This is a genomic window from Sorangium sp. So ce295 (assembly GCF_051527405.1).
Classification (GTDB): Bacteria; Myxococcota_A; Polyangia; order Polyangiales; family Polyangiaceae; genus Sorangium; species Sorangium cellulosum_B.
In genome coordinates this window covers 1,715,542-1,728,170 of the sequence record NZ_CP150324.1, presented here as the reverse complement: position 1 = coordinate 1,728,170, position 12,629 = coordinate 1,715,542, and the positions used below count along the sequence as shown (strand labels likewise).

Sequence of the window (12,629 nt, the reverse complement as noted above, 5' to 3'; positions counted from 1 at the left end):
CTAAAATCAAGCAACCGCACCTTTTCGGCCCAAGCCCGGCGCCGTCTGGCAGCCCCGCCTTGAGCCCCTCCCACCGCCGCCGCTGCTCCTGCCAGTCGACCGTCCCGAGCACCGCCTCGCGCAGGCCGCGCTCGCTGACCGGCTGGACGCCCCCGTCATCACGCCTGATCCGCCTCGACGATGGTGTTCTCCGGTAGGTCGAGCGCCCCGCCATCAAAGAGCTGGATCCACACGCGCACCATCGGCATCAACGACGGTGCTCGGTAACACTTGCACAGAGGGCCTGCCAGCTCCTTCAGGATGCACGTCCTTCCTTGTCGAGCGACGCGAGGTCGATGACGAAGCGGTAGCGAACGTCGCTCTTCGCCACGCGCGCGAATGCGGTGTTGATGTCCTGGATCGCGATGATCTCGATGTCGGCCGTGACGCCGTGGCGGGCGCAGAAGTCCAGCATCTCCTGCGTCTCCTTGATGGATCCCATGTACGAGCCCGCGAGCCGGCGTCGGCCGACGATGAGCGGGAACGCGCTGACTGGCACCGGTCCGTCAGGGACCCCGACGGTGATGAAGGTGCCGTCGAGCCTGATGAGCCCGAGGTAAGCGTTCCAGTCCACGTCGCCGCTCACGGTGGAGAGCACGAGGTCGAAGGCGCTCGCGAGGTCGGCGAAGGTGGCCGGGCTCTCCGTCGCGAAGACGGCCTTGGCCCCGAGCTTCAGGGCGTCGTCGCGTTTCTTGAGCGTGCGGGAGAGGACCGTGACCTCGGCCCCCATCGCGCGAGCCATCTTCACGGCCACGTGACCGAGCCCGCCGAGCCCGACGATGGCGACCTTCGCGCCCGGACCGACCTGCCATTTGCGCAGCGGCGAGTACACCGTGACGCCCGCACAGAGGAGCGGAGCGGCGGCGTCGAGCGGCAGCGCCTCCGGCACCGACAGCACATAGCCTTCCTTGACCACGATCGAGTCGGAGTAGCCGCCGAGGGTCGGCGCCTTCGAGCCGGGCTCGAAGCCGTTGTAGGTGAGCACGAGGCCAGGCAGGTAGTGCTCGTGATCTCGGTCGCGGTGGCCCTGCGTCGTGCACGAGTCGATGAAGCAGCCGATTCCGACACGATCACCCTTCTTGAAGCGGGCGACCGCCTTGCCGACCTCGCGTACGACGCCGGTGATCTCGTGCCCCGGGACCATCGGGTAGTGGGACATGCCCCAGGCGTTGTGCGCGGCGTGGACGTCGGAGTGGCAGACGCCGCAGTACGCGATGTCGATGACGACGTCCTCGTCGTTCGGGGAGCGGCGCTCGAAGGTGAACGGGCGCAGCGGCTGGTCTGCCCCGGCGGTCGCGTAGCCGCGCGCCATGCGCGGGTTCGATGCGGTGGTCTTCATGCGGCTCAGCATGCCGGCGACGACCCCTCGTCGCTGCCTCATTCCTCCAGAGTTTTTGCCCGATCCTGCAAGGCCAACTCAGGCTCCTGCGCACAGGCGACGCCGCAGGGCTTGACCGTCCCGAGAGGGAGTGCAGCATGCGCGCAAGGCGACGCGCCCGACCAGAGGAGCTACATGCACGATTCTTCCATCCTGCTCGGCGAGATCGCGAAGGCCGTCGCGAGCCAAACGCCGAGCGACGGCGAGTTCACGACGGTGCTCCCGAACCTCCACATCAGCCGGAAGTCGCGCCCGTCAGAGCCGTACTTCACGGTTCAGTGGCCGTGCTTCGCGCTCGTGGCGCAAGGAGCGAAGAGCCTCTTGCTCGCCTCGGACACCTACCGCTACGGCGTCGGTGACTACCTCGTCGTCTCGGCCGACTTGCCCGTGCACTCCTCGGTCACGACGGCGAGCCGAGACCGTCCGAACCTCGGCATCGGGCTCGCCCTCGATCCGCGACGGATCGGCGCTCTGCTGGACCGGATCGACGTGCAGCGGGTCGTGAAGACCAGCAGCGCTGTGCGCGGCGTCGCGGTCGACCGAGCGCCCCCCGAGCTGCTCGACGCGACGCTCCGCCTCGTGCGCTTGCTCGATCGTCCAAGGGATGCTCCCGCGCTTGGACCCCTGTTCGAGGAGGAGATCGCCTACCACCTGCTTCGAGGCCCATGCGGCCAGCGCATGCTGCATCTGGTCGCCGGCAAGAGCGGCGAGGCGAAGGCGCACACAGCGGCTCGCTGGCTGCGCGAGAACTTCGCAGAGCCGCTCCGGCTCGACGAGCTCGCGCGCGTGAGCGGGATGAGCGTGTCGTCGTTGCACCACCATTTCAAGGCGCTCACCGGGATATCGCCGCTCCAGTACCAGAAGCAGCTTCGGCTCCAGGAGGCGCGGCGGGCGCTCGTGGTCGAAGGCCTCGATGTGACGACCGCAGGCATGCGCGTCGGCTACTCGAGCCTGTCGCAGTTCAGCCGGGAGTACACGCGGCAGTTCGGGACTTCACCGCGCAACGATCTCCGCAAGGCTTCACGCGCGTCGTGAGCGCGGTATCCGTTCGGCCGCCGAGCAGGGGTGCTGGCCTAATTTGAACATGAAGGCGGGAAGGCGGGAAGAAAAGAACAATAATCTTCCCGCCTTTTCGCCTTCATGTGAGTCACTCCGGGGCAAATCAGGCCACCACGCGTCACGCGCGGTCGCTGGCGATGCGCCCATCGACGATCTCGATCACCCGTTCGCACTGCTCGGCGATGCGCGGATCGTGCGTGACGACGAGGAACGTCGTGCCGAGCTCGCGGTTGAACCGGCGCATCAACGCGAAGACCTCGGCCGACGACTCGGTGTCGAGGTTCCCTGTCGGCTCGTCGGCGAGGACGAGCGGCGGCCTTCGCGACAGCGCGCGCGCGATGGCCACGCGTTGCTGCTGGCCGCCCGAGAGCGCGGTCGCCCTGAAGTTCATCCGATCGGCGAGCCCCACCGCTCCGAGCAGCTCGGCCGCGCGCGCCTTCATGGTCGACGAAGGGAATCCCTCGTCGCCCCAGGCGGGCAGCATCACGTTCTCGAGCGCGGTGAACATCGGCAAGAGGTGATGGAACTGGAACACGAAGCCGAGCGTCCGCGCGCGAAGCCGGGTGAGGCTCGCCTCGTCGAGCCCCGTCGTGTCCTTGCCGTCGACCACCACGCGCCCGCGCGTCGGCCGGTCGAGCAGGCCGATGATGTTGAGCAGCGTGCTCTTGCCGGAGCCGGACGGGCCGATCAGCGCGGCGAACTCGCCCTTCTCGAGCCGGAGATCGACGCCGTCGAGCGCGCGCGAGACGACGGCCTGGCCGTATTCCTTCACCACGCCTTCGACGACGAGCAGCGGATCAGCCATTGCGGATCGCCGACGCCGGATCGAGCCTCGAGGCGCGCCGCGCCGGCAGCACGGCGGCGAGGAGCCCCACGCCGACCGCGAGGGCGGTCGCGAGCACGAAGAGCTCGAGATCGAGCTGCACGGGGAACTTCGGGGCGCCGTCGGGCCCGCGCACGAGGCCCTCGAAGAGCTTCGACAGGAGCGCCCCGAGCGCCGATCCGACGAACGACCCGAGGAGCCCGAGGACCGCGCCCTGGATCAGGAAGACGCGCAGGACGCGGCCCCGCGACGTGCCGACCGCGCGGAGGACGCCGATCTCGCGCGACTTCTGGACGACCGACACGATGAGCACGCTCGCGATCCCCAGCGCGACCGCGAGGACGACGAAGAACTGGATCATGCTCTTCGAGCTGCTCTGCGCCGAGAGGCCGGTGAGCAGCTCGGCGTTGATCTTCATCCAGCTGTCCGCCTTCAGCCCCGTCCTCCCGCGCAGCTCGCCCGCGACGGTCTCGGCGGCGAACACGTCGGCGACCTTGAGCTCGATCGAGGTCGCGCCGCCGGGGAGCGCATAGAGCGTCTGCGCCCTGCGGAGCGACGTGATCACCCACGTCCTGTCGACCGCCTCGTTGCCGAGCGAGAAGACGCCCGTGATCGCGACGACATCGTCGATCCCTTCGGTCGTCGTGATCCGGATCTTGTCGCCGACGCCGACGCCGAGCTCGCCCGCGAGCACGGCGCCGATGACCACGTCGCCCCCGGCGACGTCGAACCGGCCCGCGCGCATGCGCCTCCGGACGTCGATGATCGCGAGGAAGCGCTCGGGATCGACGCCGCGCACGACGACGGCGTTCTTCGCCTCGGCGCGGACGGCGAAGCCGGCGCCCACGATCGCCGGCGACGCGGCGACGACGCCGGCGGTGCGCTCCGCGTCGGCCATGACGAGCGGCCACTGGTCGATGGAGCGAAGGCGCTGCGGCGCGGGCTGCACGGAGCGCGCGACGGCGAGATCGTTCGAGGGGTCGACGAGCGGGCGCGCCGCTTCGCGCTGCACCTGCAACGTGATGTGCGGCTGCGAGCCGAGCGTCTTGTCGATGAGCGACACCTGGAGGCCGTTGATCAGCGCGGAGAGGAAGACAATCACGCTCACGCCCACCGACACCGCCGCGAGGATCAGCGCGGTCTGCCCCTTCGCGTCGCGCAGGTAACGGAGCGCCACGAACCACTCGAACGGCATCTCAATCGAGCTCCGCGCGCACGCGCTGGCCCGGCGCATGGATCCGCCCGTCCGGCAGCACGACGACGCTCCCCTCGCCGAGGCCCTCGACGACCTCGACGGCGCCCTCTCCGCGAATGCCCAGCTTCACGTCCTTGCGCACGAGGCGATCGCCCTCGACGGCGAACAGCCAGGGCGCCGGCGTCGCCGCGTCGCGCACGGCGTCGCTCGGAACGACGAGCGCGCTCTCGCGCCGAGCGACCGAGAGATCGATGGAGACGGTCATGTCCGGCAAGAGGAAGGCCGGCGCGCGCGGCACCGCGAGGCGCACCTCGACACTGCCTCTCTGCGGATCGATGGAAGGCGCGATGTAGCTCACCTCGGCGTCGAACACCTGTTGCGGATAGGCGTCCGCGGACGCGCGCGCCCTCTGCCCCAGCGCGATCCACGCGAGGTTCCGCTCATCGGGCTGAAAGACGAGCTGCGGGCTCCCGTCCGCGGCGAGCACAATCAACGTCCGCGCCGGCTGCACGACGTCGCCGGGCTCCACGGAGCGCGTGAGCACGACGCCGTCCTGATGCGCCACGATCCGCGTCTGCGCGAGGCGAACGGTCGCGCCGACGTGCTGCGCCTGCGCCTGGAGGAGCGCGGTCAGCGCGACGCGGGAGTCCGCGCCCATCGGGGTCGACGCGATACGTTGCGCCTCCGCCGCGACCTTTTGCGCGCGCGCGAGCTCGACGCTGTGCTGGGCGTTGTCGAGCTCGGCTTGAGCGACCGCCCCCGACGCCGAGAGCTCTCGCACCCGCGCGAGCTCGACCTCGGCGCGCTCGAGGTTCGTCTCCGCCTGACGGAGCGCCTCCGTCGCGACGATCGCGCCGACGCGGCGGAGCTGCTCGACCCGCGCGCTCGCCTGGTCGACGGCGGCCTTCGCCTGCGACACCGCCGCGCGCGCCTCGGCGTCGTCGATCTGCACGAGGAGATCGCCCGCCTTCACGCGTTGCCCCTCGATCGCGCCGACCGCGACGACGAGGCCCGGGACCTGCGCCGCGACCTGGACGCGCGTCGGCACCCTCACCCGTCCGCTCGCGACGACGCGCTGCTCGAGGTTCCTTCGAGCGGCCACGGCGACCTTCACCTTGGGTCCACGCGCACGCACCGCCATCACGATCGTGGAGACCGCGAGCAACGCGATCAGGATCCAGAGCCCAGGGCGCCGAAGGAGCGTCCTCATCTGCCGAACCGTCTATCACCGAACCGGCGCGGCCAGCGAGGCCCGTCATGCGGACTCGAGGTCGTCGGTCGCTCGACGGGCAGCCCTGCTCCTCCCCTTGACGACGGCCCACTCATGCAACATAGTAAGTTACATGAGACGAGACAGCCGACTTTCGGGCGTGCTTCACGTCCTGCTGCACATGGCGCAGCACAAGGGCCCCCTGACGTCCGAGCACATGGCGAAGGCCATGGACACCAACCCGGTGGTGATCCGGCGCGTCATGGGCGGTCTCCGTGACCGCGGCTACGTCCAGTCGGAGAAGGGACATGGCGGGGGATGGGTCCTGTCCTGCGATCTGGCGAAGGTGACTCTGCGCGACATCTACGACGCGCTTGGCTCGCCATCGCTGCTCGCAATCGGGAACCGAACGGAGGCCCCCGGGTGCGTCGTTGAACAGGCGGTCAACGCGGCGCTTGGCAAGTCCTTTGATGCTGCGGAGGCGCTCCTTCTCGAGCGCCTCGGCGAGGTGACGCTCGCGACGCTGGGCGAGGACGTGCGGAATCGGGTCGCTCTCCGTGGCGCCTGCAGCGGCGGGAGGAAGCATGAATAGCGGCAAGGTGGACGACGAGAGCCTCGTCGAGAGCGCCGTTCCTGCGGGAGTCACAAGGAGCGGCACGGGCGAGGCCGGCAACGGGGACGTCTCACGGCGTGACTTCCTCCAGGCGGGCGCTCTTCTCGGGGCTGCGATCGTCGCTCCCGGCTGCGCGACAGCGTCAGGGGTTGCAGTCCGCCCGACGAACACATCCGAACGATCGGCACCGCCGTACGACGTCGTCATCGTCGGAGGCGGACCTGGTGGCCTCGCCGCTGCGCTGACCCTCGGGCGTTCGCGTAAGCGCGTTCTGCTCTGTGATTCTGGCTCGCGACGAAACGCAGCAGCAGAACACATCCACAACTTCGTCACGCGAGACGGGACATCCCCCGAGGAGTTCCGGCGGATCGGTCGTGAGCAGCTCGCTGCTTACCCGAGCGTGGACGTCCAGGAGGTCCGGGTCGTGTCCGTCTCGGGGGCACGTGACGCGTTCCAGATCGGTCTGACGTCGGGCGTCGCCCGATCGCGGCGCGTTCTGCTGTGCACCGGGATGCTCGACGAGCGACTTCCGATCCAAGGGTTCGACGAGCTCTGGGGGCACGCCATCTTTCAGTGCCCCTACTGCCACGGCTGGGAGGTGCAGGACCAGCGGTGGGGATACTTGGTCACCGCGTCGGACGCGCAGATGCTCCTTCCGTTTGCCCTGCAGGCGCGCGGATGGACGCGCGACGTCGTCGTGTTCACAAGCGGGACCTTCGACGTTCCGGCGGAGACCCGCGCGCGGCTCCGAGCCGCAGGAATCAGCATCGAGACCGATCCGGTGCGGCGATTCATCACCCGGGAGCGTCGCCTCGAAGCGGTGGAGTTGTCGACCGGATCCATCGTGCGCTGTGCTGTCATCTTCACGCATCCCGCGCAGCGCCAGGTGGAGCTGGTTGGCTCCTTGGGCCTGACCCTCGACGAGCACGGCTACGTTCGCGCTGACCCGATGAGAGGCGAGACGTCCATGCCGGGAGTCTACGCTGCAGGCGACCTCACCACGCGGATGCAGGGCGCGATCTGGGCAGCGGCTGCCGGCGCTCGCGCCGCGGCGATGATCAACGTCGATCTCGCGATGAGCGCGGCCTCCGGAGAATTCGGCGAGGACGCGGAGCCCGTCGGGCGCGGCGCTGGCGACACCTCGCCCAGTGTCCCTTCCTCTGACCGGTAATCGCGATACCCGATTCCCGTGCACTCCCAAGTGCCGTGAGACAAACGATGAAGACGAATCCGACCGCACAGTCTGGCACTGCCGATCCACTCATCCACACCCCCGCTCAGCGTCGCGCGATCTTGGCCGGTGTGTGTGTCGCCCTCATGGCAGTGATTGCGTCCGTCTCGGGGCTCAACGTCGCGCAACAGCAGCTCGCCGTGGCGCTCGACGCTTCACAGAGCGACGTCATTTGGATGATCAACATCTACGCGGTCACGCTGGCCGCGCTGCTGCTGCCGCTCGGCGCCATCGGCGACCGCTGGGGCCGCAAACCAGTCCTGATCGCCGGCCTCGTGGTTTTCGGCCTCGCGAACGCCGCTGCGGGGCTTGCTCCCTCTTCCGGCGTGATGCTCGTGGCGCGATTTCTCAGCGGCGTCGGCGCGGCCATGATCATGCCCGTAACGCTCGCGGTCATCACATCCACGTTTCCGGCGGAAGAGCGATCCAAGGCGATCGGCGTCTGGTCTGCTGTCGCGGGCGGAGGCGGCATCCTCGGCATGTTCCTGTCGGCGCTGCTGGTCGACGTCGCGAACTGGCGATGGCTCTTCGTCCTGCCCGTCGTGCTCGTGCTGGCCGCTGCCATCATGGTCACGCGCTCCGTTCCCAACTCGCGCGATGCCCCTCGAGGCACCTTTGATGTCCTCGGCGCCATGACTTCCGTCGTCGCGGTGGTCGGGTTCATCTTCCTCCTGCACGAGGGGCCGGAGCGCGGATGGTCGTCGCCCAGTACTCTGCTGACCCTCGTCGTCGGCTCCGCGGGCGCCCTCGGCTTCGTGGTGTGGGAGCTACGCCGAGAGGCGCCGCTGCTCGACCTCAGGCTCTTTCGGAAGCGGGGCCTGACCAGCGGCTCCTTGTCCCTGCTCGCGGTGTTCGGCGTGCAAGCTGGCATCTTCATCGCGCTTTACCCGTACTTTCAGGCGGTACTCGGGTGGTCGGGGCTTCGCTCCACCGTCGCGCTCATGCCGATGGCTGTCCTCAGCATGGCCTCCTCTGGACTTGCGCCGCGCATGGCCGCGCGGGTCGGCGCGCGCCTGACGATGGTGTCCGGGATTCTCCTTGGAGCTGCTGGCCTCGGGATGATGGCGGCGCTGGTCTCCGTGGACGGCGGCTACCTCTCGGTTCTGCCTGGCATGCTCGCGGTGGGGCTCGGCATGGGTTTGTCGATGACCCCCTCGACCGAGGCGATCACCGTGTCACTGCCACGTGAGAGGCAAGGCGTCGCGTCCGCGCTCAACGACATCACGAGGGAGTTCGGCACCGCGCTCGGCGTCGCGCTCCTCGGCGCGATCCTCACGGCAGGGTACCGGAGCGCCATCGACTCCAGGTTGCCCGCGGTCCCAACCGCAGCCGCCGAGGCCGCCCGCCGAGGCATCGCCAACGCGCTCGCCGCGGCGGAGGGAGCAGCGCCTCACTCGCCATCGCTTGTCCGCGCGGCGCAGGAAGCATTCGTCGAAGGCTGGCGGCAGGCAATGTGGGTCGGGGTCATCGTGATGGCCGTCCTGTTCATCTACGTGCTGATACGCGGTCCTGAAGCAGCAACCACCGCAGTGGAGAGTCCGCCGACAGCAGCGAGCGCGCCGATGGGCGAGGCCTGACCCCAGCGACGCCACCGAGATGAACCGCGACCACGCCGAGGACCGAAGGCGCGATGAACCCCGACACGAGCACCAAACCGAGCCGCCTGAAGAGCGCTCAGAAAGCGAGAAGCCGATGCGGCATCTGAATACAACCCTCATTGCGGCTGCCCTCGCTGCTGGGTGCAGCTCGGCGGCGAATCGAGCCCCGACGCCGACCACGGCCCAAGACGCGCGACGTCACGCAGATGCTGCGCATCCCCACGAGAGTCGCTCGACGGGAGGGCATCACCACGTCTTCGCTGACGCCGACGTTTGGACCAAGGTGCTCGACGATCCTGCACGTGACGACTGGCAGCGCCCCGGCGAGGTGCTGCGCGCCATGGAGCTCGAGTCCGCGATGACGGTCGCCGACGTCGGGGCAGGTACGGGGTACTTCTCCGTGCGGCTCTCGCGGCTGGTCCCCCGGGGCGAGGTGATCGCGACGGACATCGAACCCGACATGGTGCGGTTCCTGAGTGAGCGCGCGCGCCGCGAAGGCCTCACAAACCTGCGCGCCATCCAAGGCACGCCCGAGGCCTCGGGCCTTGCGGCCCGCAGCGTTGACCGCATCCTCGTCGTGCACGTCTGGCACCACCTCGGCGACCGCGATGCGTACGCACGCGACCTCGCGGCTGCGCTCAAGCCCGGTGGTCGGCTGTTCGTCGTGGACTTCCAGCTCTCTGCTCACCGCGGTCCGCCGGAGGAGATGCGCGTCGCGCCTGGAGCGGTCATCGCGGCGCTCGAGAGCGCGGGCCTCTCAGCCGGCGTCTCGCCGGTCGTCCTGCCCGACCAATACATCGTGGAGGCGCACCAAAGACCATGAGCGCTTCAGCACGAAGAAGGAGTGAGACATCGTGACCGAATTCTGGGAAAGTGCGTTCAACAAGAAGCAACTGATGTGGGGTCTCGCGCCGACGACGTCGGCCTCGGCGGCGCGCGACATATTCAACCACTCTGGCGCAAAGAGCGTCCTGATACCTGGCATCGGCTACGGGAGAAATGCCAGACCGTTCCTCGAACGCGGGATGTCTGTGGCGGGGATTGAAATCTCGGAGACGGCGATCGAGCTCGCTCGCTCGCGCCTCGGGCTCGAGATCCCGATTGTCCACGGCTCGGTCGCGGACATGCCCTTCGACCGCCGAAAGTACGACGGCGTCTTCTGCCATGGGCTCGTCTACCTTCTGGACGCGCGCGGCCGCCGGAAGCTCATTCGTGACTGCTACCGCCAGCTCGCGCCCGGTGGACACATGGTCTTCACGGTCATCTCGAAGAAGGCCCCGATGTACGGACAGGGGCCAAGACTCGGTGACGACTGGTACGAGCGCCTGCCTGGGCTTCCGATGTACTTCTACGACGCTGAGTCGGTGAAGCGAGAGTTCGGCCCGTACGGATTGGTTGAGCTCTCCGAGTTCGACGAGCCCGCGGGTGACGGCGCGACCCTGCCATTCATCAAGGTCGTCTGCAGGCGGGACGCCGTGACGGTGAGCGCAGCGGAGGCGGTGGACCGGCTCCACGCGGGGCAGGTCGAGGTGACGGTCGCTGGCGCACTCCAGCAGAGCGAGGTGGCGGCGATCGCTGGAGCGCTCGAGACCAGCACGACCTCCATCCTGACGATGGGCGGATGCCAGATCACAGACATGGGCGGCGTGGCGATCGCAAATGCTCTGCTCACCAACAGCGCGCTCAGAGAGCTATGGCTGTTCAACAACGAGATCAACGATGCTGGTGGGAAGGCGTTCGGCGACGCCTTGAGGTCGAACGCATCCCTGACGACGCTGTGCCTCAACGAGAACCGGGTCGGCGACGTTGGCGCTGCGGCGATCGGAGAGGCGCTTCGCTCATCCCAGTCGCTGGTCGAGCTGGGGCTGGGTCGCAACCAGATCGGTGACATCGGCGGCGCTGCGATCGGGGGAGCACTTGCGTTCAACAGCTCCGTCATCGCGCTGAGCCTCAACCACAACCACATCGGTGATGCCGGCGCGGCCAGCATCGGCGGTGCGCTTCGCAACAACGCATCACTCAGGATCCTGCGCCTGAGCCACAACGAGATCGGCGACTCCGGTGCGGAGGCGGTGCGAGCCGGCGTCGCTCATAACTCCGTCTTGAGGACTGTCAGCTTCGAAGAGAACCCCGCGTCGGCCTCCCTTCACCAGGAAATCAAAACCGCGCTGGAGCGTGACCCATGAGCATCCTCTCTGATGCAAGGCGGTGTGCAGCAAACCCGGGCTGGAAGCGGTCTCCATCCCCGCTTTCCCCGCTTTCGCGCGCCCGATCACGCAACAATCTAAGTTGCGAGTTGCGTCCGCCGACCTCGCCGGAAGGACGTTCGCCGGCGGTGTCCACGGGACACCCTTCGCAGGGCGAGGCGCTGTGGCGACGAACCAACCTCGCGAGCCTGGGGCGCTCATGGCTTGGGCGCGCCGCCCTCGCCGTCGCGATGGCGGCCTGGCTGGCCACGAGCGGCTGCCAGCAAGAGAGGACCGAGGTGCACGCGTCGGCGCCGAAGCGGCTGAAGGTCGACACGGTCGGCGCCGTCACCAAGCCGATCCCGGACACGTTGTTGGTCACTGGCGCGCTCGAGGCGACGACCGTCAACGACATCGCAGCCAATGCGACGGGCCGCGTGGTTGCCGTCCACGGAGAACGGGGCGATCCGGTCGAGAAGCACGCCGCGCTGGCCAAGCTCGATGTGCGCCTCGTCGCCTTGCAAGCAGGCGTCGCGAACGCCCAAGCCAAGGTGGCCAGCGACCAGGCGGAGCTCCAGGCGCAAGAGTGCGCCCGCACGGAGACGCTCGCGGCGTCGGGCGCAGTTCCGATGGCAGAGTGGGAGAGGCAAAGCTGGCAGTGCAAGATCGCCAAGGGCACCATGGTCGCCTCCCAGGTCCAGGCTACCATGGCGGCGCAGTACGTGTCAGACGGCACCATCCGCGCGCCGATGGATGGTCACCTCGTCGAGCGCTTCGTCGAGGTGGGGCAGTTCGTCACGCCGACGACGAGGATCGCGACGCTCGTCTCGCTCGACGAGCTCCGGCTCCGCATCTCCGTCCCTGAGATCCATCTGGGCGGTCTGAAGAGAGGCGCGGCGCTTACGTTTCGTGTCGCCACCTACGGGACTCGGACCTTCTCCGGAACGCTTGCCCGAGTATCGCCCGTAGTTCGGTCAGAGACTCGGGACGTGATCGCCGAGGCGACCGTGCTCAACGACGGCCACCTGTTGCGCCCCGGAATGTTCGCGACGGTAGAGTTCCAGTTGGGAACAAAATCGGCGTCCGTCGTGCCTTCGTCGGCGGTGGTTGTTCGCGAGGGCGCCAGTCGCGTCTTCGTCGTGCGCGATGGCCGGATCGAGGAGCGGGCCGTGCAGCTCGGGCCGAAGGTCGGTGACGAAGTCGCTGTGCTGAAGGGGGTCTCCCGCGACGAGCGAATCGTGCGTGAGCCTGGTGAAGAAGTGAAGAACGGGCTGTTCGCCGAGTGAGGAACAACGAC

The 12,629-nt window shown here is 68.3% G+C and carries 11 protein-coding genes; 7 read left to right on the top strand and 4 right to left on the bottom strand.

Annotated elements, in window-relative coordinates:
* Positions 1-295: 295 nt before the first annotated feature.
* Positions 296-1,378: an NAD(P)-dependent alcohol dehydrogenase gene (locus tag WMF11_RS06495; RefSeq protein ID WP_437976811.1), complete on the bottom strand. Its 1,083-nt coding sequence runs from the start codon at positions 1,376-1,378 to the stop codon at positions 296-298.
* Between the two features lie 174 nt (positions 1,379-1,552).
* On the opposite strand from WMF11_RS06495, the gene WMF11_RS06490 reads away from it, so the two are divergent.
* Entirely contained in the window at positions 1,553-2,452 is a 900-nt protein-coding gene (locus tag WMF11_RS06490; RefSeq protein WP_437976810.1) for an AraC family transcriptional regulator N-terminal domain-containing protein, read from the top strand.
* 142 nt (positions 2,453-2,594) lie between these two features.
* Here WMF11_RS06490 and WMF11_RS06485 read toward each other — a convergent pair whose 3' ends face one another.
* The 3 genes from WMF11_RS06485 to WMF11_RS06475 are packed head-to-tail and all read right to left on the bottom strand — an operon-like array spanning position 2,595 to position 5,704.
* A complete protein-coding gene (locus WMF11_RS06485; protein ID WP_437976809.1) occupies positions 2,595-3,281 on the bottom strand; it encodes an ABC transporter ATP-binding protein in 687 nt (228 codons plus the stop codon).
* A complete protein-coding gene (locus WMF11_RS06480; protein WP_437976808.1) occupies positions 3,274-4,494 on the bottom strand; it encodes an ABC transporter permease in 1,221 nt (406 codons plus the stop codon). Before WMF11_RS06480 ends, WMF11_RS06485 begins: the two co-directional genes overlap by 8 nt.
* A gap of 1 nt (position 4,495) precedes the next feature.
* Positions 4,496-5,704 (bottom strand): efflux RND transporter periplasmic adaptor subunit, encoded by a 1,209-nt coding sequence (locus tag WMF11_RS06475; RefSeq protein WP_437976807.1) that lies wholly within the window; start codon positions 5,702-5,704, stop codon positions 4,496-4,498.
* Positions 5,705-5,837: 133 nt separating this feature from the next.
* On the opposite strand from WMF11_RS06475, the gene WMF11_RS06470 reads away from it, so the two are divergent.
* The 6 genes from WMF11_RS06470 (at position 5,838) to WMF11_RS06445 (ending at position 12,618) form a co-directional block, all read left to right on the top strand.
* A complete protein-coding gene (locus WMF11_RS06470) occupies positions 5,838-6,296 on the top strand; it encodes an Rrf2 family transcriptional regulator (protein ID WP_437907543.1) in 459 nt (152 codons plus the stop codon).
* Positions 6,289-7,488, top strand: coding sequence for an FAD-dependent oxidoreductase (locus WMF11_RS06465; protein ID WP_437976806.1), 1,200 nt, complete (start codon positions 6,289-6,291; stop codon positions 7,486-7,488). Before WMF11_RS06470 ends, WMF11_RS06465 begins: the two co-directional genes overlap by 8 nt.
* A 47-nt stretch (positions 7,489-7,535) precedes the next feature.
* Positions 7,536-9,125 carry an MFS transporter gene (locus tag WMF11_RS06460; RefSeq protein WP_437976805.1) on the top strand — a complete coding sequence of 530 codons (1,590 nt, stop codon included), beginning with the start codon at positions 7,536-7,538 and terminating at the stop codon, positions 9,123-9,125.
* Between the two features lie 19 nt (positions 9,126-9,144).
* Positions 9,145-9,969, top strand: a complete 825-nt coding sequence (locus WMF11_RS06455) for a class I SAM-dependent methyltransferase (protein WP_437976804.1) — start codon at positions 9,145-9,147, stop codon at positions 9,967-9,969.
* Between the two features lie 31 nt (positions 9,970-10,000).
* A complete protein-coding gene (locus WMF11_RS06450) occupies positions 10,001-11,332 on the top strand; it encodes a methyltransferase domain-containing protein (protein WP_437976803.1) in 1,332 nt (443 codons plus the stop codon).
* A 149-nt stretch (positions 11,333-11,481) separates the two neighbouring features.
* Entirely contained in the window at positions 11,482-12,618 is a 1,137-nt protein-coding gene (locus tag WMF11_RS06445; protein ID WP_437976802.1) for an efflux RND transporter periplasmic adaptor subunit, read from the top strand.
* Positions 12,619-12,629: the final 11 nt, after the last annotated feature.

Bases quoted from the DNA above. Each gene is read 5' to 3' on its own strand.
- WMF11_RS06495 (WP_437976811.1), bottom strand. From the start codon at position 1,378: ATGAAGACCACCGCATCGAACCCGCGCATGGCGCGCGGCTACGCGACC.
- WMF11_RS06480 (WP_437976808.1), bottom strand. From the start codon at position 4,494: ATGCCGTTCGAGTGGTTCGTGGCGCTCCGTTACCTGCGCGACGCGAAG.
- WMF11_RS06475 (WP_437976807.1), bottom strand. From the start codon at position 5,704: ATGAGGACGCTCCTTCGGCGCCCTGGGCTCTGGATCCTGATCGCGTTG.
- WMF11_RS06485 (WP_437976809.1), bottom strand. From the start codon at position 3,281: ATGGCTGATCCGCTGCTCGTCGTCGAAGGCGTGGTGAAGGAATACGGC.
- WMF11_RS06470 (WP_437907543.1), top strand. From the start codon at position 5,838: ATGAGACGAGACAGCCGACTTTCGGGCGTGCTTCACGTCCTGCTGCAC.
- WMF11_RS06490 (WP_437976810.1), top strand. From the start codon at position 1,553: ATGCACGATTCTTCCATCCTGCTCGGCGAGATCGCGAAGGCCGTCGCG.
- WMF11_RS06460 (WP_437976805.1), top strand. From the start codon at position 7,536: ATGAAGACGAATCCGACCGCACAGTCTGGCACTGCCGATCCACTCATC.
- WMF11_RS06455 (WP_437976804.1), top strand. From the start codon at position 9,145: ATGAACCGCGACCACGCCGAGGACCGAAGGCGCGATGAACCCCGACAC.
- WMF11_RS06465 (WP_437976806.1), top strand. From the start codon at position 6,289: ATGAATAGCGGCAAGGTGGACGACGAGAGCCTCGTCGAGAGCGCCGTT.